The following is a 23,314-nucleotide window of genomic DNA, read 5'->3' as shown; positions in this document are numbered from 1 at the left end:
TGGGTGTCCTAATTAATTATCAGCAAGCCAATTCTTAAAGCGATTCGTCTCCTTCAAGACTGGATTGAGATCAAACCAGCGACCGCCATTGTCTCGATATTCATAGAGAAATAAACTGCGTAGCAGCAAAATATAGGCTTCATTGCCCTGGGTGTCGGGGGTGCTAATTGCTTTAAACATCAGCTGCCATTCGTTTTCATCAATTAGCGCCATGAGAGAATCTCTTTCATCTCGAATGACGGCCTCAAGAACGGCTGATTGGATCGGTGGATCACCCTTTTGTAGACAACCATAAAGCAGCCTCATGAGATTGCGCATATGCCCACCACTGAGGCGACAAAGACGGTTGAGCACAGCAATATTTTCAAAAACGTCATTGATATGGTCGATGCGCTCGTTGTAGTTTTTATTGGGAAAAGCTCGGGCCAGCACCATTTGCTGTAACAGTGCTAACCCTGGCTCTGAGGTGGTGCCATCGCGCTGGGTGACGGGCACCATGGGTAATACTTTAGGAGAAACACCAAACCGATTGGATAAACGCGGTAGGTCGTCAGAGAAAACAAGAGCAAGGGGAATGGTATATAACAGATGACAGTTCAGACGCTTGAGCTGCTCACCGCGATCAATAAATAGATATTCTGACTGGGTGCGACCATTGGCCCGTTCTACGGGATCAATGCGGTCGAGGTTGTCGACAATGACCACCAGCCCCTTTTTGCCTTTGGAACGGAGTGTGGCGATCGCAACTTCCAGTAGCTCTTCATTAATGGCATCAATAATGCTCTTCGTCCGTGGTTCCAAATACTGACGCATACGACTACGCATTTCTGGACTCTCTTTTGCCCTGGCAGTAATCGCTGCAATCCCAACCGAGAAACTGACGTCGGCAATTTCCATAGGTGTTTGTAGAGTTTCCGCTAGATTGCGAAATAGATTCACTAAAGCCGATGGTTTCAGCGTAATGCCATCATTTTCTAAACTCTCCACCACCTGATGGGCAATCATCAGCAGAATATCACTGATATCCACATCAGCCATTTCTAAGTCCCGGTCTGACTCAAAATAAACCACATGCAGACCCTGCTGCTCTAGCTGGGCCTTGAGGCGTAGTAGTTCTGTCGACTTGCCACAGCCAATATTGCCTGTAAAGAGTTGTGTGGTAGCCTCATCAGGAGAAAGTAAGGTAATTGTACGCTCCAGTTCTCTGACAATATCTCCGCCTCGCACTGACGAAAAGTCAATGTAATATTGCCGATCCTCAGCCTGTACTAATCGTAATGGACGGCTGGGGTTTGCAGCACGATAAAAACGAGGCAGATCTAGAACCATTGATACAGAACATCACAATATTCGTCATCCTAGACGAATTTATAACCAATGAGTTGCGTGGTTTGAGTGCTGTTGATCACTAACTACCTAAGGGGGGTTGATAAAGACTACCTATTTTTAAGACATGCAACAGGGTTTGTCACATTATTCTAATGAAAGTAAAGATTTCCTTGGGGGGCGTAGAGCCTCTAACGATCTGCCTAAACTAGATGCTGAAATATCTGTGTGCATCATCGACAAGCAGTCTAAAGGAAGCTAAAAAACGATGACCTTAATGCCAGATCATAAGCGTAGTTCCCAGGCAGACACTTATCCCGACAATATCAACTACGCAATCTATGAATTAATTTGGGCTTTAGGTATTGTTATGGTTTGCCTATTTACAGCCATGGCGTTGATTCGCCATTCTTAAAATCTTTCGGCGTTACTGCTCCTCAGGAAGATTTAATCTGAAAAACACAGGCCTCGAATAAGCTTGCCAGATAGAAGATATTATGTAGTTCTATGCTGGGGAGGTAATTGCCTCCCCAGTGATTGTTATAGATATCATGATGGTTTGTATGACTGCTATTACCCGTAGGCTGATGATAAGCATTATGGTTCCATGTTTATCATTCATTGGCAGCTGTGTCGTTGAGGATTCGGTATCGTCACAGGTGATAGCAGAGCAAACTCAGGCAAGTAACAATATGGAACAGGGCATTCAGGGCAAAGTGATCCAGCTGTCTGGTGATTTTATGCCACAGATTGGAGCTACAGGAGAGTCACAAAATAGTCAGTCTGCTCTAGCTACCAATATTTGGGTATTTACTGGCAAAATTCAGCCAGAAATTCTCGATCCTCAGTGGATATCAACGGTAAATGCGAGGGACCATGCTCAGTTGTTACAGGTTGTTGAGTCAGACAGCAATGGCGAGTTTTCCATTGCTCTAGAGCCCGGTGTCTATACTCTTTTCTCTCAAAATAACGAGGCTTTATATCTTAATTCTTTTGATGGTGAGGGCTATTATGCTTCTGTTGATGTCAAAACAGGGGCTATTAGCGCTGTTGAACTCGTGAATAGTGAAGGAGCTGTTTTCTAGAGACTGATTGATTAGAGGTTCAAGGCCTTTGTTTTGTCTTGATTTCTAAGAGACCTTCCTGGACTGGCTGCGTGGAATTATGGTGCTAGAAGTCGCTATTTTGAATGTGAAGTCAGGAGAGGCTGTCGCGTTTGAACAAGCATTTTTGCAAGCTCAATCGATTATTAGTTCTATGAATGGCTATGTTAGCCATCAGCTACAGAAGTGCATGGAGCAGGAGAATCGCTATATCTTGCTGGTGACATGGCAAACCTTGGAAGATCATACTCAAGGTTTTAGACAGTCAGCTGAATATCAGCAATGGAAAGCCTTGCTTCATCACTTTTATGATCCATTTCCTGTGGTTGAGCATTACCAATTGCTCGCAGGCAACAAGAGGTTGGAAAGCTAAACACTAAAAAGCTGAGCCCCTAACCAAGAAGCTCAGCCGATTGTTTCGCGCAGATGACTTATACCAAATCCGAAATTATTATCCCCGATTAAAATTGGATAATCTCGTAGGGGCCATCCCTTGTGGTTGCCCTTCGATATCGGGGGCAGGTAACCAGGGATTTTGTAGTTAGATGTCTGCCATGACTTTTTCCCAGACTGCCAATAAGCGATCTACATTCTCGGGCTGGCTGTTGTAGCCCATGAGGCCAATACGCCAAACCTTGCCGCCCAACTCACCGAGACCATTGCCGATCTCTATGTTGTGGTCCTTGAGCAGTTTGCTAGTCACTGCTTTTGCATCGACACCCTCAGGTACCTTCACAGTTGTCAGAGTGGGTAAGCGATACTCCTTGGGCACGTGGCAGCTCAGACCTAACTCTGCCAGACCGTCCCAGAGCTTTTCTGCAGTCTGTTGATGACGGTCCCAAGAGTTTTCTAGACCTTCTTCAAGAACTAGACGCAGAGCTTCACGAATAGCGTAGGTCATGTTGACAGGAGCTGTGTGGTGATAAGTACGCCCCTGGCCCCAGTAGTTGCGCAGTAGGGAAATATCTAGATACCAATTGGCCACTTTAGTCTGACGCTTGTCCAGCTTTTGCAAGGCCCGTTCACCCATGGTAAATGGAGAGCTTCCGGGAGGACAGCTCAGACCTTTTTGGCTGCAGCTATAGGCCATATCCACTTTCCATTCATCTAAGAAGATGGGGACACCGCCGAGGCTTGTAACGGTATCAACCAATAGCAGACAGTCAAACTCACGACACAAGTCACCCACACCTTCGAGGGGCTGACGCGCACCTGTAGAGGTTTCAGCGTGGACCAAGGCTAAGATAGCTGGACGATGCTCTTCCAGGGCCGCACGCAATTCGCTAAGGCTGAATACTTCACCCCAAGGCTTACTTATGCTGCGGACGTCGGCACGGTAGCGACCGGCCATATCAAATAGGCGATTACCAAAGTATCCGTTGATGCCCACTAAGACCACATCACCAGGTTCTATCGTATTGGCCAGGGTGGCTTCCATCGCTGCTGAGCCGGTGCCACTGATGGGCAGGGTCATGGGGTTTTCAGTTTGCCAGACGTAGCGCATCATGGCCTGCACTTCGTCCATCAAGTCGAGGTAAACCGGATCCAAATGGCCGATGGGCTGACGGTTCATGGCCGCTACAACATCGGGGTTGGAGTTGGAGGGGCCAGGACCTAGGAGTAGTCGCTCAGGGATGTCCAGAGCTTTGGGGGGGATGCGAAAAGTTTCATTGACCTTGGGTCGGGATGCAGTCAGACTCATAACGATTATTAGCGGACAGCGATGGTGATATCTAGCAAACGGTAGCTAAGGCGACAAAATATTTTTTTCATTGTCTGATGTAATGGCTCATTCGTTAAATCAAGACACTAAATAAAAGCGGTAGCTATGATATGTGACGCTTTGCATTACAGTATTTGCGACAGAAGACGTTGGTGCTCTGGGATCAGGGTGGAGGGAGTGAGCAAATGCAATTGGAGGAATTAAAGAACCGCTGGCGGTTGGCCCCTGGGACTGAATATCGTTGCGATCGCACCCTCAACCTTTACAAAACCCCCACAGCTGCCGAATTAGTCACCCAGGCTGCAGCGGGACGTCAGCTAAAAATTGTGGCCATTGAAGCTAATAGCTTGCATGTGATGCTCTGTGCTGACGATTATCCAGGCTGGCTGCGATTAGACGATGTAGATGCCCTTGACTTAGCGAGTGCGCCTTACCATGCTCTGATGGTTACCCGACCTGATGTGGAACAGGCAATTCCTGGAGCCATTGCCTTTGCCGAGGCGGCCATGGCTGTGCCCAATGAATATTTGTGGGGAGGCACTGTAGCCCCAAACTATGACTGTTCTGGTCTGGTGCAGGCGGCCTTTGCTGCGGTGGGCGTGCCGCTGCCCCGTGATTCCTATCAACAGGAGGACTTTACGGACACGATTGAGATCGGTGAGTTGCTGCCAGGGGATCTGATCTTTTTCGGTACTTCAGAGCGGACCACCCATGTAGCCCTGCATCTGGACCAGGGGCGCTATATTCACAGTTCGGGTAAAGACCAAGGACGCAACGGCATTGGCATTGACTCAATTTTTGATCTGAGCAATCCCGTTAGCCAGGCTTACCACATCCAATATCGGTGTTGTGGCCGTATTATGAAGGGCTATGCACCCCAGAAGACACACTGATAGGTAATGTGTTGATACTGTGTGCTAAACCTATATCCAAATACCTGGCTCAAATTCAAAGTCTGGATTTCAAAACCTGGAGTTTTAATGGTGAACACGGTTTAATACTCGTGAACACGGCCCAATTGTTTCACACCGACGTTTTATGCGCTGGTTTCCTATATCTATGGTTAAACGCATCTTTCGCTGGTTCTTATTTGGCGGCATTCTATTTTTCTTGGCCAAAACGCTTAAGGATCATTGGCAAGAAGTTAGAACCCTTGAAATTACTAGCGCTACATTGTCCCTGTTAACCATAGCTTTGGGCATAAGCTTGATTGCTCACATCTGGTCGGGATGGGTCTGGCATTTAATCTTAAAGACCATTGGCCAGCCTCGAGATGGCCGCTGGTCTACAGCGATTTACCTGAAAACTAACATTGCCAAATATTTACCGGGTAATGTGTGGCATTTTTATGGTCGTGTGCTGGCGCTGAAGTCATCAGGGTCGTCCACAGGTGCAGCCATTGTGGGAGTAGTGCTGGAGCCTGTGCTGATGGCGGCAGCAGCTCTAGGATTAGCGGCTATCAGCTTTAGCTTGACCGTCGGAAACCAGTGGCTATTGGTGATTCCTCTGGGGGCTTTGGTGGCCATGCTGGTGGCGATTCATCCCCGTTTTCTTAACCCCCTACTACGTAAGTTGGGCAAAGCAAAAGCTCAGTCCCAGGGCTTAACGGTGATTACCAGTACGCTGCGGATGCAGTCTTATCCATGGCGCTCGCTTTTGGGAGAACTGGGGTTTGTCTTTCTCCGGGGCCTGGGTTTTATTATGACGATTGTGGCGCTGCAGCAGGGGCTGCAACCCAGTCAGTTTTTCACGATTTTAGGCTCGTTTAGTTTGGCCTGGTTATTGGGCCTGTTAGTGCCTGGTGCTCCCGGTGGGGTGGGTGTGTTTGAAGCAGTTGCGATCGCACTCCTGGGTAATCAGCTACCCAACGGCCTGCTGATCAGCAGTGTCGCCCTCTACCGACTGGTGAGCACCATGGCCGAAGCCCTTGGAGCTGGCCTTATTTGGCTAGAAGAACGGATTGCCGATGTTATGGCACCCATGGCCAATATGAGAAAGCGGCTTTTATTATTGCCACCTGCCAAGGATGACATTTCTTATGAAGCAGATGAGCCAATGTCCGCTTTGCTCGAAACAGATCCGCAGGAGATATCCGAGGTTTCCTATGTAGTCCCTCCTCAGGAACCGTCTTCGTCTGAAGAGACATCCCTCCCAGAAATCACCATGTATGGTGAAGATCCTGACGCTGATGACTTAGAGGGAGATTTTGTCGGTGACGAACTGAGCGAGGACCCTGGGGAAGATGCCCCTGCCCCTGTGGATTTAAACAAGTCAGGTCCCATGCTGCCATCTTTTGTTCCCCAGGCCTTTAAGGGGGAAGGAGAACCTACTTCAAAGTCTTTTTCCCCTAGAAATAGTAGTTATTAGCATTAGTTTTAAGTTCTAAGTTTTGAGTAGGAAGTGATATGGGAAGTTTAGGCTCTTGTCAGTTGTTTTGCAGTAGGCCTGTGACTCGATCAACAATGTAGTTGGCCGTCTGTTCTAAAAACATCAAATCTAAGGTATCGACAGTATCGCTGGCTTGATGGTAGTTGGGGTTGCGAAAGTTAGCGGTGTCACTCACCATGACGGCTCCAATGCCTTTTAGCCAGAAGGGGGCATGGTCGCTACGGAACAGATCTGGCATAAAGGGCAGTACTCCGATGGGGACTGGTAATGTGACTGCCTTGAGGGATGAGTCCGATGCAGTGGCGGGCTTAGTCTCAGTTTCAGTGGCAAAGGTCGCTAACAGTTCTGGATGATCGGTATCACCAATCACGCCAATAAAGTCTCCTGTGGATGGTAAATCTTGTTGTTCTAACCCTGGTGGGTAGGTTTGGCAGCCGGTTTCATAACAGGCGTACCCTAGCATTTCTAGAATAACTGCACCCGCTAACCCATCAAGGTTAGCGGCATCATTAACAAATGCATTACTCCCTAACAGACCAGCTCCTTCTGGCTGCAACTCTTCCTGATCAAAAAAGACGACCTGTAGGGTTTTATGGGTGGGGTAGTCGGCAAACAGTCGGGCAATTTCTAACGCGGTGACGACAGCGCTGCCATTGTCGTCTGCGCCGGGGGACCCTGCCACTGAGTCATAGTGTGCGCCGACTAGAATTTTTTGCTCCGGTGTTTGGGTACCTGGGCGAATAACGCTGAGATTAGTGCCTACACTATCGCCAGAGCCGAAGGTTTGGGTGCTGGGTTCGTAGCCGTAGCTTTGGAGTTCTTTGATCAAGTAGGTGCGGGTGCGGGCCAGGGCAATGTTGGTGTAGCGTTCAGCGGCCAGGGTTTGAAGGTGCGATCGCAACCGCCCGCTATCCACCATGAGGCCTTGGGGTTGGGCTTTGGAGGAGACCTCATAAAACATAAACATGCCGACGGCTAAGGTTAGTACACTTAGCCACAGCCCTACTCGATGCCTAAATTGATTGCCCATAACCTATATCAAGTGTGGTTGATGTATCCGATATGGAGATGCTGCCCACTGTAGATAGCGGTACTGAAAACCGTCTATCAGCAGCTTATTTCTATTTTATGAAAACGTCATCGAAACTTGGTCAGTCTAACCAGCGCCATGTTGTTTGGCTAGCAGTGGGCTATGGTGGATTATTTTTACTGATTCTGTGGGCCGCTTACACCAATAATTTACCGCTCAAGTTACTGGGGAGAATCCCCTACTACGACAAGATTGGCCATGTGGTGCTTTATGCGCTAGCCAGCTATTTGGGCCATCGAGTGCTAAATCGACGTCACTTCAAAGGCATACGATATTTACCCATTTTCCCAGTGCTGTTTAGCTTGGCGATGACGGCAGAAGAGATTGTGCAAGGCCTATCCCCCTATCGAACATTAGATTCCCTCGATTTGGTGTGCAGTTTAGGCGGTGTCGTGTTGGGCTATTTTCTGGCCCAAGGCCCTGGAAAACGCAGTTAGAGATTTGTTAAAAAGCATATCCACCGTAGGGGCGCACCGCCGTGTGCCCTTCGACATGTACGCTATAAATAACTTTGATAGACGGCGAGAGTTAAGTTTAATCAGGATCTGCATTGCTGCATGGACCCATCGGTGCAAGAATTAGTCCAATGATGCGTCAGCTGGAGTCATCGTGATGGTTGCATCGCAGGATAGTAATGAACAGGTTTTAGCGGCCTTCCAGAAAATTCTTGCAGACCGCAAAAAGCTAGGGTCCCGAATTGCCACAAAAGAGCAGGAAGCTGCAGCTGCCAAAAATGCACAGATGCTAGCTGTGGCATCTGCCTATACTGTTGACGGTATTGTTAAAGGCCTAGCCGATCTACAACTGGAGTTTGGCAGCATTGTAACTGAGCTATCAGAAAAATTAACCGCTGAATCCTTAAAGCTGGGGGAATTGGATCAGGCCATTGAGATCGAAACGCGTCATCTACAAACTCTGAAGCAAATTCGCGTAGTGGCTGACACCCTCCATCTGCTGACCCAAGAGCATCAGGACAAACTCAGAAGCCTTGAGCAAACCGAAACTGAACAGCAAGCGGCTCTGGAAAAAGAAATGACTGAAGTGCGATCGCACTGGGCTAAAGATCAAGCCGATTTTGAGCAGACCGTGCGCGAGCAGACAGAGCGGTTAACCAAAGAACGAGAGCGACAAGAAGCAGACTATCAATATGAACTAGAACGCAAGCAAACCGTTGATGCCAATGAGTTTGACGAGACACGCCGCAATCAAGAAAAAGAATTGCAGGACACTGGGCAAGTCAACGATCGGCAATGGACTGAGCGAGAGAGAATACTAGAGGAGAATCAGCCCCTTTTAGATGACTATCAACAGCGTGTAGATGTCTTCTCAGCTGAACTTAGTGAGCTAGTCGAAGTAACGAGAGAAAATGCGGCGACTGCCGTACAGCAAAATGCAGACGTGCAAGCCGAACTGCTGGAGAAGGAGTGGGAAGCCACCAAACAGGGCTACGAGTTTACGATTCAATCACTGGAGCAGAAAATTCAAGAACAAACTCAGCAAATTGAAAGCATCAATACTCAATTGCAAGAGACCATGCAACAGTCCCACACGCTGACTATAAAAGCGTTTGAAAAATCATCTTCCACGGCTGATTCTCAGGAAAGAGGAGGTTAGCATGACCGATATACCAACGAATAGAAATACAAAAGCGCAGATTCTAGACGCTTATAATGAATTGCTCAAAGAACGAAATAAGCTAGAAAAGCAGCTCGACAAACTACAGCAAGAGCCAAAGGCACGTCCCACAACCGTTGTAGAGACAAAACCCTCTGAACCTGTGAAAAAAATGAGCCAGCAGCCCGTCGATCAGCCACAGGACAAAATGACAGCCACCATTAGCACCCTGGCTGGGTTACAAGGGGGATTTGGTAGTGCCGTCAGTGAGCTGTCCGAAAAGCTGACTTCAAAAGCGGCTCAACTACAGGCTCTCCGGTTAGCCGTTGCCGAGGAACTGTCGCAACTGGAGGCTTTGCACAATTTAGATGATATCCAAGCCGATACCCTGGATACCCTAATCCAAACCTGTGAAGACAACAGTAAAGCCTTTGAATCCGACTTTAATCAAAGGAGTGACACCCTCGAAAATGAACTACAGAATCTGAAACAGTCCTGGGCAAAGGAGCAGGAGGAGCATAAGCGTTCTGTGAAAGAGCGGGATGAAGAACAGCAAAAAACCAGTCAGCGAGAAGCTGAAGAGTATGACTATACTCTCAATCTCCAGCGCAGTTTAGCGCAGACGGAATACGATCAGGCTCAAGAGGAACGCTACAGGGATCTTGCAGAGGCTAAGCAAACCCTGGAGGAACAGTGGGCAGAACGGGAAAAAGCCATTGCTCTCCAAGAACAACAATTTGCCAAGCTAAAGGCTCAAGTCGAAGCCTTTGAGAAAGAGAAAGCAACGGCCATCAAGCAGGCCAAGGCAGAAGGAGAACAAACAGCCAGTGCCCAGACAAAAATAGCAGCAGATCTGCGAAATAAGGAATTGGATGGCTTTAAGCGTGTGTATGAACTGAGGATTCAGGCCCTGGAACAAACGATCACGACCAGTGAGGAACGGATTCAGACCTTATCGAAACAGCTGGCGGCAGCCCTAAAACAAGTTCAGGATTTGGCAGTGAAAGCCATTGAAGGCGCATCAACTATTCAATCCTTTGAGGCGTTTAAGTCCCTGGCAATGGAACAGGCCAAAACCCAAATGAAGGGAAAATAGTCTAGTCGGTAGCGGCACATTTTGCGAATGCGGCAGCATCCTTGTATTTCCCTGGTTGCATCATTCTGACGTGGAGTAGCTCGCCTGTAAAAATGGATAGATACACCTATTGATATTGATAAGTTTTTGTTCGTACAAGGGAACCTTAAACCTGAGCTAATTCCCCATCATCCCCGCAGTCAGGGCCATTCCTATGCAGGTTTCTAGGAATTTTGCATTTCTCAAGGTTCATAGCTTAGCGCTTGTCAGGCTGGGTACGCTAGCTGAAAATTATTTTGCAAACGATCCGAACACCTGTCTGATTAAGCTGCGTCAGTTTGGGGAGCAACTGGCTCAGTTGGTAGCTGCTACGGTTGGTCTCTATGAAGACCCCGATGAAAGCCAATTTGAACTCCTGCGGCGGTTAGAGAATCGTGGAGCAATTACGGGACAAACCACCCAACTTTTTCATGAAATTCGGAAGGTGGGTAATCGGGCTACCCACGGTAGCTATGGCGAACATGGGGCCGCACTGAGCCATCTGAAATACGCTCGGTAGCTTAGGTATCTGGTTTCATCGCTTAATTGATGCGCAATTGCGCGAGGCGGGTTGGGAGGTTGATACGGAAACATTGACCTATGGCAATGGCACTCGTCCCCAGAAAGGGAAAAATCTAGCCATTGCTGAATGGCCCACCGCCGATGGACGGGCTGATTATATTTTATTTGTGGGGTTGGCTGCGATCGCAGCCGTCGAAGCCAAACGTAAAAGTAAAGATGTATCTGGGGCAGTAGACCAGGCCAAGCGCTATAGCCGGGGATTCCAGACAGCCCCACCCGGTGGTCCCTGGAGAGACTACAAACTGCCGTTTGTGTTTGCCACCAATGGTCGAGAGTTTTTACCCCAGCTTGAAACTAAGAGCGGCATCTGGTTTTGTGATGTTCGGCGTCCAGAAAACCTGCGCCGTCCCTTACGCAGTTGGTATAGCCCAGCTGGTTTGCTCGATACCCTAGCCCAGGATATCGAGCAGGCCCAGACGCAACTGGCTCAGGAGCAATTTAACTACGGCTTTGACCTACCAGCATATTTATCGTAGTTTGAAGCCTGGAGGGCGGGCAGCGGTGGTACTGCCGGATAATGTGCTGTTTGAAGCGGGGCAGGGGCAAAAGATTCGGGCTGACCTGATGAATAAGTGTAATCTCCATACGATTTTGCGATTGCCGACGGGGATTTTTTACTCGCCGGGGGTAAAAACAAATGTGTTGTTCTTTCATCGGGGGAAGACGGAGAAGGACAATACGGAAACCGTGTGGGTGTATGACCTGCGGACGAATATGCCTAGCTTTGGTAAGCGGAACCCATTGACACGGAAGCATTTTGAGGAGTTTGAAACCTGTTACGGGGAGGATGCGAATGGGGGGAGTTCCCGGAGCGATCAAGGAGAAGAGGGGCGGTTTCGGTGCTTTAGCCGAGAGTTTATTCGGGAGCGGGGGGAGAATTTAGATATTTCCTGGCTGCGGGATGAGAGTTTGCAACCGGCGGAGGATTTGCCAGAGCCGGATGAGATTGCGTCAGCGATAATGGAGAAGTTACGGGTAGCGATGACGGAAATGGAAGCATTGAGCGCGTTGCTGGAGGAGTAAACGATGCCTAAACTATTGGATAAAGATGCCAGCTACACGTTTCGTTCGTATTTTGAGCTGCCTTACGATACGGATGAGGTGTTGGCAGAATTTGGCTATAGCTATACTCAAAAACGGTTGAGTCTACCCAAAACCGATAAGACATTATCTGGTCTCGATCAGCTTAAGACCCAAATTGAGGAAACGCTGCCCTATGTACAACTCACCAGTGAAAGTGCCAAGCGTAAGGTATTGGTCGCCCCTGTTTTGACGCGCGTTGCCACACTTTGTCACCAGGTTTTGCGATTCGAGTATTCATTAAAGGTTAGTAATTGGTTACAGGGTAATTTAGATTATCTAATTCGTGCGCGACATCAGGTGATTGTGGTTGAGGCAAAGCGGGATGATCTTACCCGAGGGTTTACGCAACTGGCGGTGGAGATGATTGCTTTGGCGATGGTGGATGATGCGCCGTCAACGATTTATGGGGCGGTAACGATGGGGAATCTATGGATTTTTGGGGTGTTGGATCAACAGAAGAAATTAATCACTCAGGATATTGGGGGATATCAGGTGCCGGATGATGTGGAGGATTTGGTGCGGGTATTGGTGGGGATTTTGGTGGGGTGATGGGGGACTATGTTGGTGGACCGTGTTTACCCTGCATGGGGCGGTTGGTAATGGCGTTAGGTGTTGCGGGGCTGGCACAAGGCACAGCCCCTACGAAATGATCTATTTTGAATGGGGTTAATAAATTTGAACTTGGTATCGACATCGACATCGACTCGTAACCTTTACCCTGACCTAACCGTAACTCTCACCTCACCTGAATTGTTGCGATGAAGGACAACTTACTGTCGGGGGGTGTGGGGGAGTTAGGCCCCCACGAACAGGAGGGTTTCAGGGAGGAAAGCCCTGAGCAACTCTTATCGCGATTAGGCAGTTTTCAACCATTGTTGCTTGAGAGAATGGAGGATTTTTTGAGTAGCCCTGAATTAGAGCATATTCCGCCATCTTGGCAATGGAGCACATTATCTGAAATCGCTGCTATTAAAGGCGGTTTAACAAAAGGAAAGAAACGGAAAGAAACTGATAAACTTTTGACGGTTCCATATCTACGTGTCGCTAATGTCCAAAGAGGTTTTTTGGATTTAGAAGAGATCCGTTATATTCAGGCAACTGAGGATGAACTGAATCAGCTAAAACTAATTTCAGGAGATATCCTTTTTACTGAAGGTGGTGATAGAGATAAATTAGGACGAGGATGGATTTGGGCAGGAGAAATTAAGGAATGCATTCATCAGAACCATGTTTTTCGTGCAAGATTATATCTACAAGAATTATCACCTAAGTTAATCTCTCTATACTCAAATAGTTTTGGTCAAAAATACTTTCTTGGGGTTGGAAAGCAGACTACCAATTTAGCTTCGATTAACCTGACAAAACTTTCGAATCTGCCCATTCCCATTCCCCCCCTCAACGAGCAACACCGCATCGTCACCAAAATCGAAGCCCTAACCACCCGCAGTCGCAAAGCCCGCGCAGCCCTCGACGCCATCCCCCCATTGCTGGACCAGTTTCGGCAGTCCGTCCTCGCCGCCGCATTTCGGGGTGACCTGACGGCAGATTGGCGGGCACAGAATCCCGATGTGGAACCTGCGGGAAAGTTGTTGTAGCGGATACGCGCGGAGCGACGGATACGATGGGAAGCAGCTGAACTGGAGAAGATGAAGGCGAGGGTAAGCTTCCGAAGAATGATAAGTGGAAGGAGAAGTATAAGGATGTGGGCGTGATTGATAAAAGTATCCTTACTCGACTTCCTCAACTACCTGATAAATGGTGTTGGACAACATGGGAGTCAATTCTCGCGTATGACGACCGAGCATTTAAACGTGGACCATTTGGTAGCGCGTTAAAGAAATCTATCTTTGTTTCTTCAGGATACAAAGTGTACGAACAATATTGCCCAATTAATGACGATTGCTCATATGTCCGTTATTACATCACTCCGCAAAAGTTTGAAGAGCTAAAGGAATTCGCTGTCAAAGCAGGTGATTTCTTAATAAGTTGTTCGGGAGTTTCACTTGGCAGAATAACTCAGGTTCCCCAGGATTTTGAGGAAGGTGTTATTAATCAAGCATTATTACGTGTTCGTCTGCATAATGATGTCATTGATGATCAGTTTTTTACGTGGCTGTTTAGATCTCCAATTTTTCAAAAGCAGATATTTAATAATGCAACAGGTTCTGCGATCCCAAATGTTAAGGGAGTCAAAGAATTAAAGGCTATGTTCGTTCCTATTCCTCCTTTGGAAGAACAGCCTGTGATTGTTGAGAAGCTTTTATGTCAATCAAATGGAGGAGACATTATTGCAGAAGAATTACAAGAATCTCAAAAATCTCTCAGTTACCTCGACCAATCCATCCTCGCCAAAGCCTTCCGAGGCCAACTCGTTCCCCAAGACCCCAACGACGAACCCGCCAGCGTGCTGCTAGAGCGTATTCGGGTGGAGCGAGAGAAAGTGGGGAAGAAGAAGGGGAAAGGGAGAGGGAAAAGAGTGAAGGGATTAGGGGAGTAGGAGAGCAAGCCGGAATGTTTCACGTTCACCAGAGAAAATTTGTAAGACTTACCACTTCGTTCATACCAATAGAAACATGATCGGAGGGAGCCAAAACCGGCTGCTTGGGGTCCCTCCGAGTTCCCCAAACCCCCATGGCTAGGGCCGGGAGGCCGCCCTAGGACCCCGCCTACTGGGTTGTCCCCAATTGCATTAAAGTAGGGGTTACGGCGGGGTCGATTAATCAGGTTATCGCATTGTTGTTTGGTCCATATTCAAGTAGAGTATGCCTTTGCTCGAATAGGCTTTCAATGCCTTCAGATTTTCTGTTCAGAAAATGAAACAACCCTGGGGAAGCAGGGGCGGAGATGTCTTTAAAGATCTTCCAAATACAGTGTTTTGAACTCTTCTGCCGCCTGGGGTTGAATTTGCTTTAAAGCCTTAATCAAACTAATGACCGTTTCAGAACTAGGATCCCGCACCTCATTGGCCCAACGATAAACATTAGATGCACCGATCCCCATAACGGCAGCCAATCGCCCCTGGCTAATGCCGTGGCTCTCCATTACCACTTTAAGTACCTTACCCGCTCTGCCCATGCCTTTGATCCTTACAAAGGCTGCGACATTTCGTATACAGTCCAATTGGACTGTGATATCCTGATTTAGTCCAATTGGACTGTGCCTATTTTAAGGATAGGCATTGCCTTTATCGCTGAATCCTTTTCTATGGAAACCCAAGCCTTTGTGACACTCCCTCAGCCTGGTGTCACGCCTGAATCTGCGCTCCAGGTTTAGGCACCGCATAAAGCTGACCGGGAGCCGGTAAAAATCTTGATTATCGGTTCCGAAGCTGCCGTCAACACCATCATCCATAGCCTGCACCACCACCGCTTTGCCGAACCGTTTGAGTGGACCCCATTTTTACCCACGGATCGTCCGATTCAGATTCAGGCCGGGGAGGCGTTGCGATCGCTAGTAAAATATCTGCCCCGTTCGTAAACTGCTGCTGTGGGCAGAGCCAACACCCTACGCTCCAGGCAGAGCCTATACCCAACGGGTCAATACAATAGTAAAGTCCTGCAACTAGGAGACCGAAATTCTAAAGCAAGGGCCATGAAGCTGGAAGGCGAACTGATTATCCCCGAAGCCAAGATGAATGAGTCCACCGTCAAACTCTATGACCGCATCTCCCTGAACCGCGACTTTCCTGAGTACAACCTCAAACAGGGCGATGTGGCCACTTTTATCGACACGGTTCCCGATCCCGAGGGTATCGAAGAAGGCTATATTCTCGAAGTCTTTAATGCCCTAGGCGAATCGATTGATGTCGTGACTGTACCCAAGTCCGCCGTGGAACCATTACACCCTAATGAAATCCTTTCGGTGCGTAACCTGGTTCAGGTTTGATTTGCTCAATCCAGAGCTAGAGCTATCCCAACCACCTGTCCCTGGTCTTACCACGGCCATACAACGCCGCTTTGCAAATATTTTTGAATAGACCCCATTTTGACCCACGGATCGTCCGATTCAGATTCAGGTGGGGGAGATGGTGCGATCGCTAGTGAAATACCTGCCACGTTAGTAAACTTTTTGCTAGTGGCAGAGCCACCACCTACGCTCCAGGCAGAGCCTGGGAGCAAGTTACATGAGGAACACATTATGCAAGGCGAAATCGACCAATATGGCTTCGAGCGCATCCAACTCACCAGCCTGATCGCCCTCAACCAGTTAATTGCCGAGCGCTTTGACCTCACCCCACGTCTCTACACCACCGATCTCCGTGCCGCTCTGGAACTCGTCATCTGGGCCTTAGACCACGACGACTTTCCCTACTTCGCCATCTTCAAATCCGCTGACGAAGCTTTTCCCAGTAAACCCTTTGGCGTTGGCTTTGCTCGCAAAATGTGGCGGTATGCTGAAACTGGTGCCCTAGCCATCTGTCTAGATGCCCTCTATCAACTCAAACAAATAGAAGTAGACCTTAAACTCGATGAAGCAGAGTAGCCCATCACGATTAATCCCATGACTTGACATCACGGCTGAAGCACCCGTAATTTGCTCAGTATTCACCGCACTACTCTGGCCCCAAGCATTTCCATGAAACTCGATCCTGCTGACGTACAGCTCTTCTTTGATTTGATGCTGCCCTTGCAGTGGTACGTTAGCCAGCAAGCAAAACTATTACCCGACATTAAGACCTTTAAAGCCTACACAGACAGCTCCATGGATGACAAAATGATTGTCAGAGATTATCTCTTTGACCATCCTGAGCTAATTGATCAATTCATCCAAGACAATCCAAACAATCTGGAGGCGGATAAACTCAGCCTCATCGACCCATGGAAAAACTTTATTCATGGCGACTTTTTTATTGAACGGCTGCTCAAAAAATACAGCATTTTTATAGACGATAAAGAAAACGTCTACGCCGTGCTAGGTCTCATGGAAGGTTTGGATGCCTTTATGGACAAGCGGGATTTACCAGTGCGAGTAAAAACCATTCTGTTGCCCTTTAAAGGCAAGATTATCTATGACGGTTTTTTTCGCTGGTACAACATCTTCTTTGGTAGCGGCATCAAATCATCCCTCAAACAAACTTACCTGATTGCCAAAGATAACAACGCCATTATTGACACCCTTGAACCAGACGCCATACCGACCCAGAAGAAGGGTAAAAAGGTTCGTAAACAATCCGCTGATCAAGACTGGGGTCCCCTCCTGGATGAACTGGCTGAAAAAGCTAAAAAGCTACGGGGTGGTGGCGGACAGCCCGCTACCTACAGCCCTATTTTTAGCCTGGTGCGTACCAGTATTGAACTGGCCCAACTGGCCACCGCTGATTCACCTGATATCGATAAACTGTTCAAAAAGGGAGCCCGACTCGATACGCTGCTACAACAAGTGGAGAAGGCCCTGCTGAGAAATGTATAATCGATTTATACTGCCCACTGATCATTGGAGGTGCGATCATAAGTGGCAAAGCCACCACCACTACCCGCTCCAGGCAGAACCTTGGGAATGAGTTAACCTACCTCACTATTACTCTCCTCAGAAGTCTCAAACTCAATCCCTTCATATAAATCAGCCAGGGCAATCTCAACGGGCACCGATACCAATGAAAAAGAGGTATCTAACCCCTGGTGCTCCGTCAATAACCACTGATGCTCAGATTGTTTTACGTGATGTTCCACAAAAGGACGATACTGGTCAATCAACACATATTCTTGAAATGAGTCAATAGTGCGATAGTGAACAAACTTATCGCCGCGATCATAGTTTTGAGTGGATCGTGAGAGAGTTTCAGCAATCAAGATCGGATTAATAACCGTATCCTTACGTCCTGGTTTCAGCCCAAGTGGATCCGCAACCACCATCACATCTGGATACGTGTATAGATCAATCACTGGAATCCATAATCGCTGATCCGTCACAAACACCGTATAAGGTTTCTTCCGTAAGCCAAACCACAGTAGCGCATTCAACGCACTCGATAGTTTATTATGCGCAGGTGTACCCCCTGTCATTTCTACAATTTCTCCAGTCCGGTATTCATGGCGCAGCTCGGACTCCAATTCCAGAGCCAGGTACTCTTCAGCCGTGTAGGTCTTCGGTTTAGATGTGGCAATCGTCATCGTTTTGCCCCCGTGTGCTAGCTCAAATGTAAGTTAAACCGATAATTTTAGCTATTCACTAAAATCCTTTACCCTTCTTTTTCTTTTTCGCCCCTTTACCTTTCTTACCCAATGCCTTGACCTCTTGCAATGGTGACTTACGAGGCTTTACAGGCTTAAGGGGCTTTACAGGTGCTGGAGGCTCAGCAGGCGCTTTACCAACGGAAGACGGTTTCTGCTCAGCTTGATTCGGTGTCATTTTCCCAGCCACATCTGAGAACATAGCCCCCCAGTCGCTTTTTTCAGAAGGCTCAGTGCTCAACGGTTCAGATTCATTAAACGTGTCAGTAAACCGTTTAGCCTCCGCCTCAAAGTCTGCCTCCGTTTGACAGGCTGGCTTACCCCAACGATGGATAAAGCTATACTGCCAGAGAGGCCCCGGCCAATGCTTTAGCAACGTTCCTTTGTGATTAGTTGCCACCTGAATGGCCGACTCATACACAGAGTCTGTAATCACCCCTGCCGTGCGCAAAAAGTCATATACATGGGGAATTCCCCACAATGTTGCGAACCCCTTCGATTGGCGAGACGACAAAAAGCCACCAATCAGCTGACTGACATAGCGATCCAGATTCTTTGCATTAATACTAAAGAAACGGTCTGGATGGGAGAGTTGTTTTTTAGACAGATCCCGTTCTTCTAAAGAACTCATGACTGCTGACCAAATCGCCTGGCTACAGACAAAACTCAGCTGATACTGGTTCGCCATGTGGATATTGAATCGCAGCGATAATTGAGGAAAGACTGCGCTAAGCTTCTTTTGAAATAACGCTATGATTTCAGGCCCATCCAGCACCTGGCCAGATAGGTTTTGGAAAATTTCCTGTTGTATTGCTGGTGTCTTTTCAAAGTCAAAGAGTTTAGCATCCTTTCCCCAAGCCTCCCAATCAACTGACTGGCCTTGCTGAACTTGCCGATAGGCTTGCTCCAACAAATCAGCAATGACAACTGTACCAAACGTATCTGATGAGCCTCCTATCAAATCTCTGGAGGTGGCGACAGGCTCATACACAGCATGACTTACCTCAACTGCCTGATCTCGGGCATCATAAAAGCGCAGATCATCCATCATAGGCAAAAGAAAATCGATGCTTTTGACTGGGTTTTGCCGATAGCGAGCCAGTTCTGAGGCGATTACCTCTAACTCTCGTTTAAAGAGCGCTACTCGAATGGGGAAATTGTCAAAATAATAGAATTCTTTCTGGTATAGCTCAGGCTGTTGCTGCTGAAAGATTTCTGTAAAGGCTAATGCCTCCTCAATTAAGTTGTTTCCCTCCAAGTCACATTGCACATCTATCAGCAAGGAAGCAATATCTTCCTTTTCTGCAAACGCTAGCGGAATGGGTTTAGAAATAGCCTCTAGCAAAAGCTGGTGCTGCTCCTGGGGAGACGCCTCACTAAAGTGTTCGTACCATTGATCGAAATCTTCTATAAATAGAGACATAGCAAGCTGATAGCAGGTGAGCCTTGGCCACATGCTATCGCGATCCTTATATGTTCCTGTAGCTACACCTTAATGTTTTAATACAGAGCAATAATGATCACGTTAGGTCAAGTACAGGTGCACTTCAGATGGCGAAGGTCAAAAAGTCGGAAAACGTACCCAAGGCCATGCAGGCCAAGTTCGACAGCATTGTGACCATTACCGACGAGTTTGCCAAACAATATCTGAATGATGAATATGCTCAGTTCATTCGCTATGCCGTTGCAGCCCTATGTCGTAAACGACCATCGCCGTTAGCCAAGGGGCGCGATAAAACCTGGGCCTGTGGCATTACCCACGCCATCGGTATGGTCAACTTTTTGTTTGATCCGTCCCAAGACCCACATATCAGTGCCAAGGAGTTATATCAAGCCTTTGGAGTAAGCAGCAGTACTGGACAAGCCAAGTCAAAACTGGTGCGCGATATCCTCAACACCCATCAAATGGATCCTGATTGGTGTCTATCTAGCAAGTTAGACGACAACCTCATGGCCTGGATGATTTCGGTGAATGGATTTATGGTAGATGCCCGCTCAATGCCCAGACATATTCAAGAAGAAGCATTTGCTAAAGGCTTGATTCCCTATCTTCCTGACAGTGAAGAGGAGGCTCAGGTAGATGCCTCAATGCCAATTCACAGTAAAACAGAGGCAACGAAGCAATCTGATGAAACATTGTTTGTTTTATATGTCGTTATCATTGCTGGGCCAGTAACAGACGAGTTTATAGAAGCAAATCCTGAGATCTCGCGCACCATTGAAATTAATGGCAGACAAACCCTCCAGGACCTGCATCGGATTTTATTTAGTGCCTTTGATCGAGAAGAAGAACATCTCTATGAATTTCAGGTAGGGGGACGGGGACCCAATGATCCTAATGCAACCAGGTATGGGGTGCCAATGCCTGGTGACCCCAGTTCTGTCAACGATGTTGCTAAAGCTAAACTAGCCTCGTTAGGGTTATCTCAAGGAGACTTCTTTGGCTACTGGTTTGATTTTGGGGATGACTGGTGGCATCAGATTGCGGTGATGGATATTAAAGGGAAAGCACCTAAAGGGAAATATCCCAAAGTGACCGCAAGAGTTGGTGCTAGCCCACCCCAATATGCAGAATTTGATTGAGATCAAGGTATGAAGCCTCAAAGAGAATTAATCGGGTTGGATTAATATCTCCTAATCGTTGTTTTGTATCAGATTATTGCTTGATTTCTCTATCCTATTGGCCCAAGGGTACTACCACGTATACTACTGAGGAAGGTGCCATACAAATCGGGATAAAATCATCAGTGTTTCCTAAATACCTCCAATATTGGCGTAAAATAGGGCTAATTCCCACCCTTGCTTTTAGCCTTTTCTGCATTACCTCAAAACTGCCCCAAGCCAGTGTCTTAGCAGAAACGTCAGGTGCTACAACTGCCACCTTTGACCTCAATGCTGATCTGCAAGAGCAAGCGGAATTTTATAATCTGCCCTACCCCTCAGACTTTCGTCTCGATGAAAATGGTCAACCTGATCTGTCAGGATTTCCTGTTTTCTCAAAACATGGTGTTGGTCTATTTAAGCGCCTAAAAAGCATCGCTAGCGATCGCCCTGGATTTCCTACCACTGCTGCAGGCTATTTTCGTTTTAATCAACCCCTCGCACCCCTCAATATTGATGACCTGATCCCAGCTGTCAGCGATTCTCCTATTCTCTTGATCGATATCGATCGCAACTCGCCAGAACGGGGTCGTCTGTTTCCCATTGTTGCCACTACTCCAGAACCTGACCCCTATTACGTGCCCGAACATTTACTAGCAGTCTCTCCCTATCCGGGCATTGTGCTTAAACCCAATCGCCGGTATGCCTATGTGGTGCAAGATTCCCTAAAAGATATTAACGGCCAAGCGCTAAAAACCACCGACATCTTTGCCCAACTGAGAACAGGTAATATTCCTCAAGGGCAAATGAGACGAAAGTTCCTGGCCTACGTTCTCTATAAGCCTCTGTGGGAAACGCTTGACCAACTAGGTGTTGATCGAGAGAGCGTAGTGGTTGCCACGGTGTTTACCACGGGTGATGTGGTGGCTGACATGGCCAACCTTTCTAATCAAGTCTTAGAGCAGTACCGTCCTGATGTGCGCTCATTCGCGTATGATCCCAATCACGTTATCTCGGATCTTGACTACTGCAAATTTACTGCCAGGATAAAATTACCCCAATTCCAAAAAGGCTTTCCACCCTACTTCTTTCCTGAAGAGCAAGAAGGTCTATTTGTGTTTGATGCCAGTGGCGACCTAAAACGCCAACGTTATCAAACTGTTCCTTTGGTAATTACGTTGCCAAAAACGCTGATGCCGCCAGAGGGCTATCCATTGGTCGCTTACTACCACGGTACTGCTGGGCTGAGTACCCAAGTGGTCGATCGAGGACCCGTCCCCAGGCCTGACGTCCATCGATTGCTGAATCAAAGACCAGCACCGGAACTGAATCGATTGCCCGATCGAGGACCTGCCGATGTAGTGGGTCGTCATGGGTTTGCCTCAGTGGGCAGTACGTTACCGCTGAATCCAGAACGTCTTGATAATGTTTCAGCGGTTGTTTTTTCTGAGTTGTTGGATGGTCGTATATATTTGAATCCGGTTAATCTCTCTGCCTATCGTGATACCTTTCGCCAGGGAGTGATTGAGCAACGTCTTTTGCTGTCAGCTTTGGGGCGTTTACAGATTCCAGCCGAAGCACTAGCAGGTTGTGAAGGTCCCTCGTTACCTGTGGGAGAGACTCATTTTCGTTTACAAACGGATTCAGTCATTGCTTTGGGGCAATCGCAAGGGGCCCAATATGCCGTGATGATGGCAGCGGTTGAGCCAAAAATCAAAGCTGTTGTTCCCACTGGCTCAGGAGGCTTTTGGGCTTTATTGTTTTCCATCTTGACGAATTCTGATCAACGTCAGGAGGCTTTAGCAAGATCTTTGCCTGATTATTGCCAAGAGCTCTTGTCGAAAGGTTTGCCTGAAGAAGAATTACCAGGTGATTGCACAGTAGATGACTTTCGAGAGATTGGCAGACTATTAGGGCAGGTGCTCGAACGCTCGGAACCGCTAAACCATTTGTACCCGGCGTTGCGTTTACTACAAAGTTCTTGGGAGCCGGTAGAGCCCATGGTATATATGCCTCGGATTGCTAGACGACCATTGCCTGATCATCCGGTGAGATCGATCTATCAACCTGTTGGGCAGTTCGATAGTGATTTCCCTGAAGACGTCTTCAATGCAATGGCGCTGGCGAGTGGTGTTCAACAGGCGGGACCTACACTTTGGCCTGGAATGCAAGCATCTTTAGCATTAGAGGGATTCGATGGAATCTTGTCCTATCCGGTTTCTGACAATTTGATCAGTGAAACAGGCGTTCCTTACACTGGGATTGTGGTGCAATATGAGGGAGATGGTATTAAAAACTCCCACACTATTTTTTCTCAAAGCCTCAGTGTGAAATACCAATATGGTTGTTTTATGGAGAGCATTCAGGAACAGGAGTCAGCTACTATACTGGCTCCCCGAGCATTCTTGCCTCCTTGTTTGTTTCCATCCATATGGCCATTGCCTTAGTGCCATGGCATAGTGTCACGTCTATGAAAAGATGCAATATTTTGTTTTATGAGGTGTAGAGGATGTCTTCAAA

Annotated in this window: 25 protein-coding genes and 1 pseudogene; 20 read left to right on the top strand and 6 right to left on the bottom strand. The window is 47.7% G+C overall.

Annotated elements, in window-relative coordinates; genetic code table 11:
- Positions 1-12 precede the first annotated feature (12 nt).
- Positions 13-1,329 carry a P-loop NTPase family protein gene (locus tag QGP82_RS17985; RefSeq protein ID WP_163662805.1) on the bottom strand — a complete coding sequence of 439 codons (1,317 nt, stop codon included), beginning with the start codon at positions 1,327-1,329 and terminating at the stop codon, positions 13-15.
- A 265-nt stretch (positions 1,330-1,594) separates the two neighbouring features.
- Between QGP82_RS17985 and QGP82_RS17980 the strand changes: the two genes are divergently transcribed.
- The 3 genes from QGP82_RS17980 to QGP82_RS17970 all read left to right on the top strand — a co-directional run bounded on the left by QGP82_RS17980 (position 1,595) and on the right by QGP82_RS17970 (position 2,802).
- A complete protein-coding gene (locus QGP82_RS17980; RefSeq protein WP_163662803.1) occupies positions 1,595-1,741 on the top strand; it encodes a hypothetical protein in 147 nt (48 codons plus the stop codon).
- Between the two features lie 184 nt (positions 1,742-1,925).
- A complete protein-coding gene (locus QGP82_RS17975) occupies positions 1,926-2,411 on the top strand; it encodes a hypothetical protein (protein ID WP_163662800.1) in 486 nt (161 codons plus the stop codon).
- Positions 2,412-2,490: 79 nt separating this feature from the next.
- The gene (locus tag QGP82_RS17970; RefSeq protein ID WP_163662797.1) at positions 2,491-2,802 is read left to right on the top strand and encodes an antibiotic biosynthesis monooxygenase family protein; all 312 of its coding nucleotides are present in this window, start codon (positions 2,491-2,493) and stop codon (positions 2,800-2,802) included.
- Positions 2,803-2,970: 168 nt separating this feature from the next.
- Here the strand turns inward: QGP82_RS17970 and QGP82_RS17965 are convergent, their stop codons facing one another.
- Positions 2,971-4,131 carry a pyridoxal-phosphate-dependent aminotransferase family protein gene (locus QGP82_RS17965; protein ID WP_499060557.1) on the bottom strand — a complete coding sequence of 387 codons (1,161 nt, stop codon included), beginning with the start codon at positions 4,129-4,131 and terminating at the stop codon, positions 2,971-2,973.
- Positions 4,132-4,337: 206 nt separating this feature from the next.
- On the opposite strand from QGP82_RS17965, the gene QGP82_RS17960 reads away from it, so the two are divergent.
- Both QGP82_RS17960 and QGP82_RS17955 read left to right on the top strand, forming a co-directional pair.
- Complete coding sequence (locus QGP82_RS17960; protein WP_499060556.1) at positions 4,338-5,045, top strand: C40 family peptidase; 708 nt, start codon at positions 4,338-4,340, stop codon at positions 5,043-5,045.
- A gap of 166 nt (positions 5,046-5,211) precedes the next feature.
- Positions 5,212-6,519, top strand: coding sequence for a lysylphosphatidylglycerol synthase transmembrane domain-containing protein (locus QGP82_RS17955; RefSeq protein ID WP_499060555.1), 1,308 nt, complete (start codon positions 5,212-5,214; stop codon positions 6,517-6,519).
- A 58-nt stretch (positions 6,520-6,577) separates the two neighbouring features.
- Here the strand turns inward: QGP82_RS17955 and QGP82_RS17950 are convergent, their stop codons facing one another.
- Positions 6,578-7,570 carry a M28 family peptidase gene (locus QGP82_RS17950; RefSeq protein ID WP_499060554.1) on the bottom strand — a complete coding sequence of 331 codons (993 nt, stop codon included), beginning with the start codon at positions 7,568-7,570 and terminating at the stop codon, positions 6,578-6,580.
- 14 nt (positions 7,571-7,584) lie between these two features.
- Here QGP82_RS17950 and QGP82_RS17945 point away from each other — a divergent pair, with 14 nt between their 5' ends.
- The 9 genes and pseudogenes from QGP82_RS17945 to QGP82_RS17905 all read left to right on the top strand — a co-directional run bounded on the left by QGP82_RS17945 (position 7,585) and on the right by QGP82_RS17905 (position 14,520).
- Positions 7,585-8,067, top strand: coding sequence for a VanZ family protein (locus QGP82_RS17945; protein ID WP_499060553.1), 483 nt, complete (start codon positions 7,585-7,587; stop codon positions 8,065-8,067).
- A 175-nt stretch (positions 8,068-8,242) separates the two neighbouring features.
- Positions 8,243-9,244 carry a hypothetical protein gene (locus tag QGP82_RS17940; protein ID WP_499060552.1) on the top strand — a complete coding sequence of 334 codons (1,002 nt, stop codon included), beginning with the start codon at positions 8,243-8,245 and terminating at the stop codon, positions 9,242-9,244.
- Position 9,245: 1 nt separating this feature from the next.
- Complete coding sequence (locus QGP82_RS17935; protein WP_499060551.1) at positions 9,246-10,340, top strand: hypothetical protein; 1,095 nt, start codon at positions 9,246-9,248, stop codon at positions 10,338-10,340.
- 193 nt (positions 10,341-10,533) lie between these two features.
- Positions 10,534-10,878 (top strand): DUF4145 domain-containing protein, encoded by a 345-nt coding sequence (locus QGP82_RS17930; protein ID WP_499060550.1) that lies wholly within the window; start codon positions 10,534-10,536, stop codon positions 10,876-10,878.
- A 37-nt stretch (positions 10,879-10,915) separates the two neighbouring features.
- Positions 10,916-11,416, top strand: coding sequence for a type I restriction endonuclease (locus QGP82_RS17925; RefSeq protein WP_499060549.1), 501 nt, complete (start codon positions 10,916-10,918; stop codon positions 11,414-11,416).
- Positions 11,400-11,963: pseudogene (locus QGP82_RS17920) on the top strand (N-6 DNA methylase); the annotation flags it as partial. The gene QGP82_RS17925 and the pseudogene QGP82_RS17920, both read left to right, overlap by 17 nt.
- 3 nt (positions 11,964-11,966) lie before the next feature.
- A complete protein-coding gene (locus tag QGP82_RS17915) occupies positions 11,967-12,572 on the top strand; it encodes a hypothetical protein (RefSeq protein WP_499060548.1) in 606 nt (201 codons plus the stop codon).
- Between the two features lie 209 nt (positions 12,573-12,781).
- Positions 12,782-13,618 carry a restriction endonuclease subunit S gene (locus tag QGP82_RS17910; RefSeq protein WP_499060546.1) on the top strand — a complete coding sequence of 279 codons (837 nt, stop codon included), beginning with the start codon at positions 12,782-12,784 and terminating at the stop codon, positions 13,616-13,618.
- A gap of 107 nt (positions 13,619-13,725) precedes the next feature.
- The gene (locus QGP82_RS17905) at positions 13,726-14,520 is read left to right on the top strand and encodes a restriction endonuclease subunit S (protein ID WP_499060545.1); all 795 of its coding nucleotides are present in this window, start codon (positions 13,726-13,728) and stop codon (positions 14,518-14,520) included.
- Between the two features lie 353 nt (positions 14,521-14,873).
- Here QGP82_RS17905 and QGP82_RS17900 read toward each other — a convergent pair whose 3' ends face one another.
- Complete coding sequence (locus QGP82_RS17900) at positions 14,874-15,098, bottom strand: helix-turn-helix domain-containing protein (protein WP_163662767.1); 225 nt, start codon at positions 15,096-15,098, stop codon at positions 14,874-14,876.
- 234 nt (positions 15,099-15,332) lie between these two features.
- Between QGP82_RS17900 and QGP82_RS17895 the strand changes: the two genes are divergently transcribed.
- The 4 genes from QGP82_RS17895 to QGP82_RS17880 all read left to right on the top strand — a co-directional run bounded on the left by QGP82_RS17895 (position 15,333) and on the right by QGP82_RS17880 (position 17,432).
- Positions 15,333-15,500 carry a hypothetical protein gene (locus QGP82_RS17895; RefSeq protein ID WP_163662764.1) on the top strand — a complete coding sequence of 56 codons (168 nt, stop codon included), beginning with the start codon at positions 15,333-15,335 and terminating at the stop codon, positions 15,498-15,500.
- Between the two features lie 153 nt (positions 15,501-15,653).
- Positions 15,654-15,908, top strand: coding sequence for a DUF4926 domain-containing protein (locus QGP82_RS17890; RefSeq protein WP_006516406.1), 255 nt, complete (start codon positions 15,654-15,656; stop codon positions 15,906-15,908).
- Positions 15,909-16,007: 99 nt separating this feature from the next.
- Positions 16,008-16,505, top strand: coding sequence for a hypothetical protein (locus QGP82_RS17885; protein WP_499060544.1), 498 nt, complete (start codon positions 16,008-16,010; stop codon positions 16,503-16,505).
- A 93-nt stretch (positions 16,506-16,598) separates the two neighbouring features.
- Complete coding sequence (locus QGP82_RS17880; protein ID WP_499060543.1) at positions 16,599-17,432, top strand: hypothetical protein; 834 nt, start codon at positions 16,599-16,601, stop codon at positions 17,430-17,432.
- Positions 17,433-17,524: 92 nt separating this feature from the next.
- Here QGP82_RS17880 and QGP82_RS17875 read toward each other — a convergent pair whose 3' ends face one another.
- Together QGP82_RS17875 and QGP82_RS17870 are read right to left on the bottom strand one after the other, a co-directional pair.
- Positions 17,525-18,133, bottom strand: coding sequence for a Uma2 family endonuclease (locus tag QGP82_RS17875; RefSeq protein WP_499060542.1), 609 nt, complete (start codon positions 18,131-18,133; stop codon positions 17,525-17,527).
- 58 nt (positions 18,134-18,191) lie between these two features.
- Positions 18,192-19,616, bottom strand: coding sequence for a hypothetical protein (locus QGP82_RS17870; protein WP_499060541.1), 1,425 nt, complete (start codon positions 19,614-19,616; stop codon positions 18,192-18,194).
- 128 nt (positions 19,617-19,744) lie between these two features.
- On the opposite strand from QGP82_RS17870, the gene QGP82_RS17865 reads away from it, so the two are divergent.
- Both QGP82_RS17865 and QGP82_RS17860 read left to right on the top strand, forming a co-directional pair.
- Entirely contained in the window at positions 19,745-20,776 is a 1,032-nt protein-coding gene (locus QGP82_RS17865; protein ID WP_499060540.1) for a plasmid pRiA4b ORF-3 family protein, read from the top strand.
- 164 nt (positions 20,777-20,940) lie between these two features.
- Positions 20,941-23,241 carry a hypothetical protein gene (locus QGP82_RS17860; protein ID WP_499060539.1) on the top strand — a complete coding sequence of 767 codons (2,301 nt, stop codon included), beginning with the start codon at positions 20,941-20,943 and terminating at the stop codon, positions 23,239-23,241.
- Positions 23,242-23,314: the final 73 nt, after the last annotated feature.

This window comes from Leptothoe sp. LEGE 181152 (assembly GCF_032906605.1).
Taxonomy (GTDB): Bacteria; Cyanobacteriota; Cyanobacteriia; order Phormidesmidales; family Phormidesmidaceae; genus Leptothoe; species Leptothoe turfae.
This window is presented reverse-complemented; position numbering and strand designations above follow the sequence as displayed.

Bases quoted from the DNA above. Each gene is read 5' to 3' on its own strand.
- QGP82_RS17985 (WP_163662805.1), bottom strand. From the start codon at position 1,329: ATGGTTCTAGATCTGCCTCGTTTTTATCGTGCTGCAAACCCCAGCCGT.
- QGP82_RS17930 (WP_499060550.1), top strand. From the start codon at position 10,534: ATGCAGGTTTCTAGGAATTTTGCATTTCTCAAGGTTCATAGCTTAGCG.
- QGP82_RS17915 (WP_499060548.1), top strand. From the start codon at position 11,967: ATGCCTAAACTATTGGATAAAGATGCCAGCTACACGTTTCGTTCGTAT.
- QGP82_RS17865 (WP_499060540.1), top strand. From the start codon at position 19,745: ATGGCGAAGGTCAAAAAGTCGGAAAACGTACCCAAGGCCATGCAGGCC.
- QGP82_RS17900 (WP_163662767.1), bottom strand. From the start codon at position 15,098: ATGGGCAGAGCGGGTAAGGTACTTAAAGTGGTAATGGAGAGCCACGGC.
- QGP82_RS17955 (WP_499060555.1), top strand. From the start codon at position 5,212: ATGGTTAAACGCATCTTTCGCTGGTTCTTATTTGGCGGCATTCTATTT.
- QGP82_RS17880 (WP_499060543.1), top strand. From the start codon at position 16,599: ATGAAACTCGATCCTGCTGACGTACAGCTCTTCTTTGATTTGATGCTG.
- QGP82_RS17910 (WP_499060546.1), top strand. From the start codon at position 12,782: ATGAAGGACAACTTACTGTCGGGGGGTGTGGGGGAGTTAGGCCCCCAC.
- QGP82_RS17875 (WP_499060542.1), bottom strand. From the start codon at position 18,133: ATGACGATTGCCACATCTAAACCGAAGACCTACACGGCTGAAGAGTAC.
- QGP82_RS17890 (WP_006516406.1), top strand. From the start codon at position 15,654: ATGAATGAGTCCACCGTCAAACTCTATGACCGCATCTCCCTGAACCGC.
- QGP82_RS17970 (WP_163662797.1), top strand. From the start codon at position 2,491: ATGGTGCTAGAAGTCGCTATTTTGAATGTGAAGTCAGGAGAGGCTGTC.
- QGP82_RS17935 (WP_499060551.1), top strand. From the start codon at position 9,246: ATGACCGATATACCAACGAATAGAAATACAAAAGCGCAGATTCTAGAC.
- QGP82_RS17960 (WP_499060556.1), top strand. From the start codon at position 4,338: ATGCAATTGGAGGAATTAAAGAACCGCTGGCGGTTGGCCCCTGGGACT.
- QGP82_RS17870 (WP_499060541.1), bottom strand. From the start codon at position 19,616: ATGTCTCTATTTATAGAAGATTTCGATCAATGGTACGAACACTTTAGT.
- QGP82_RS17980 (WP_163662803.1), top strand. From the start codon at position 1,595: ATGACCTTAATGCCAGATCATAAGCGTAGTTCCCAGGCAGACACTTAT.
- QGP82_RS17965 (WP_499060557.1), bottom strand. From the start codon at position 4,131: ATGAGTCTGACTGCATCCCGACCCAAGGTCAATGAAACTTTTCGCATC.
- QGP82_RS17950 (WP_499060554.1), bottom strand. From the start codon at position 7,570: ATGGGCAATCAATTTAGGCATCGAGTAGGGCTGTGGCTAAGTGTACTA.
- QGP82_RS17940 (WP_499060552.1), top strand. From the start codon at position 8,243: ATGGTTGCATCGCAGGATAGTAATGAACAGGTTTTAGCGGCCTTCCAG.
- QGP82_RS17975 (WP_163662800.1), top strand. From the start codon at position 1,926: ATGGTTCCATGTTTATCATTCATTGGCAGCTGTGTCGTTGAGGATTCG.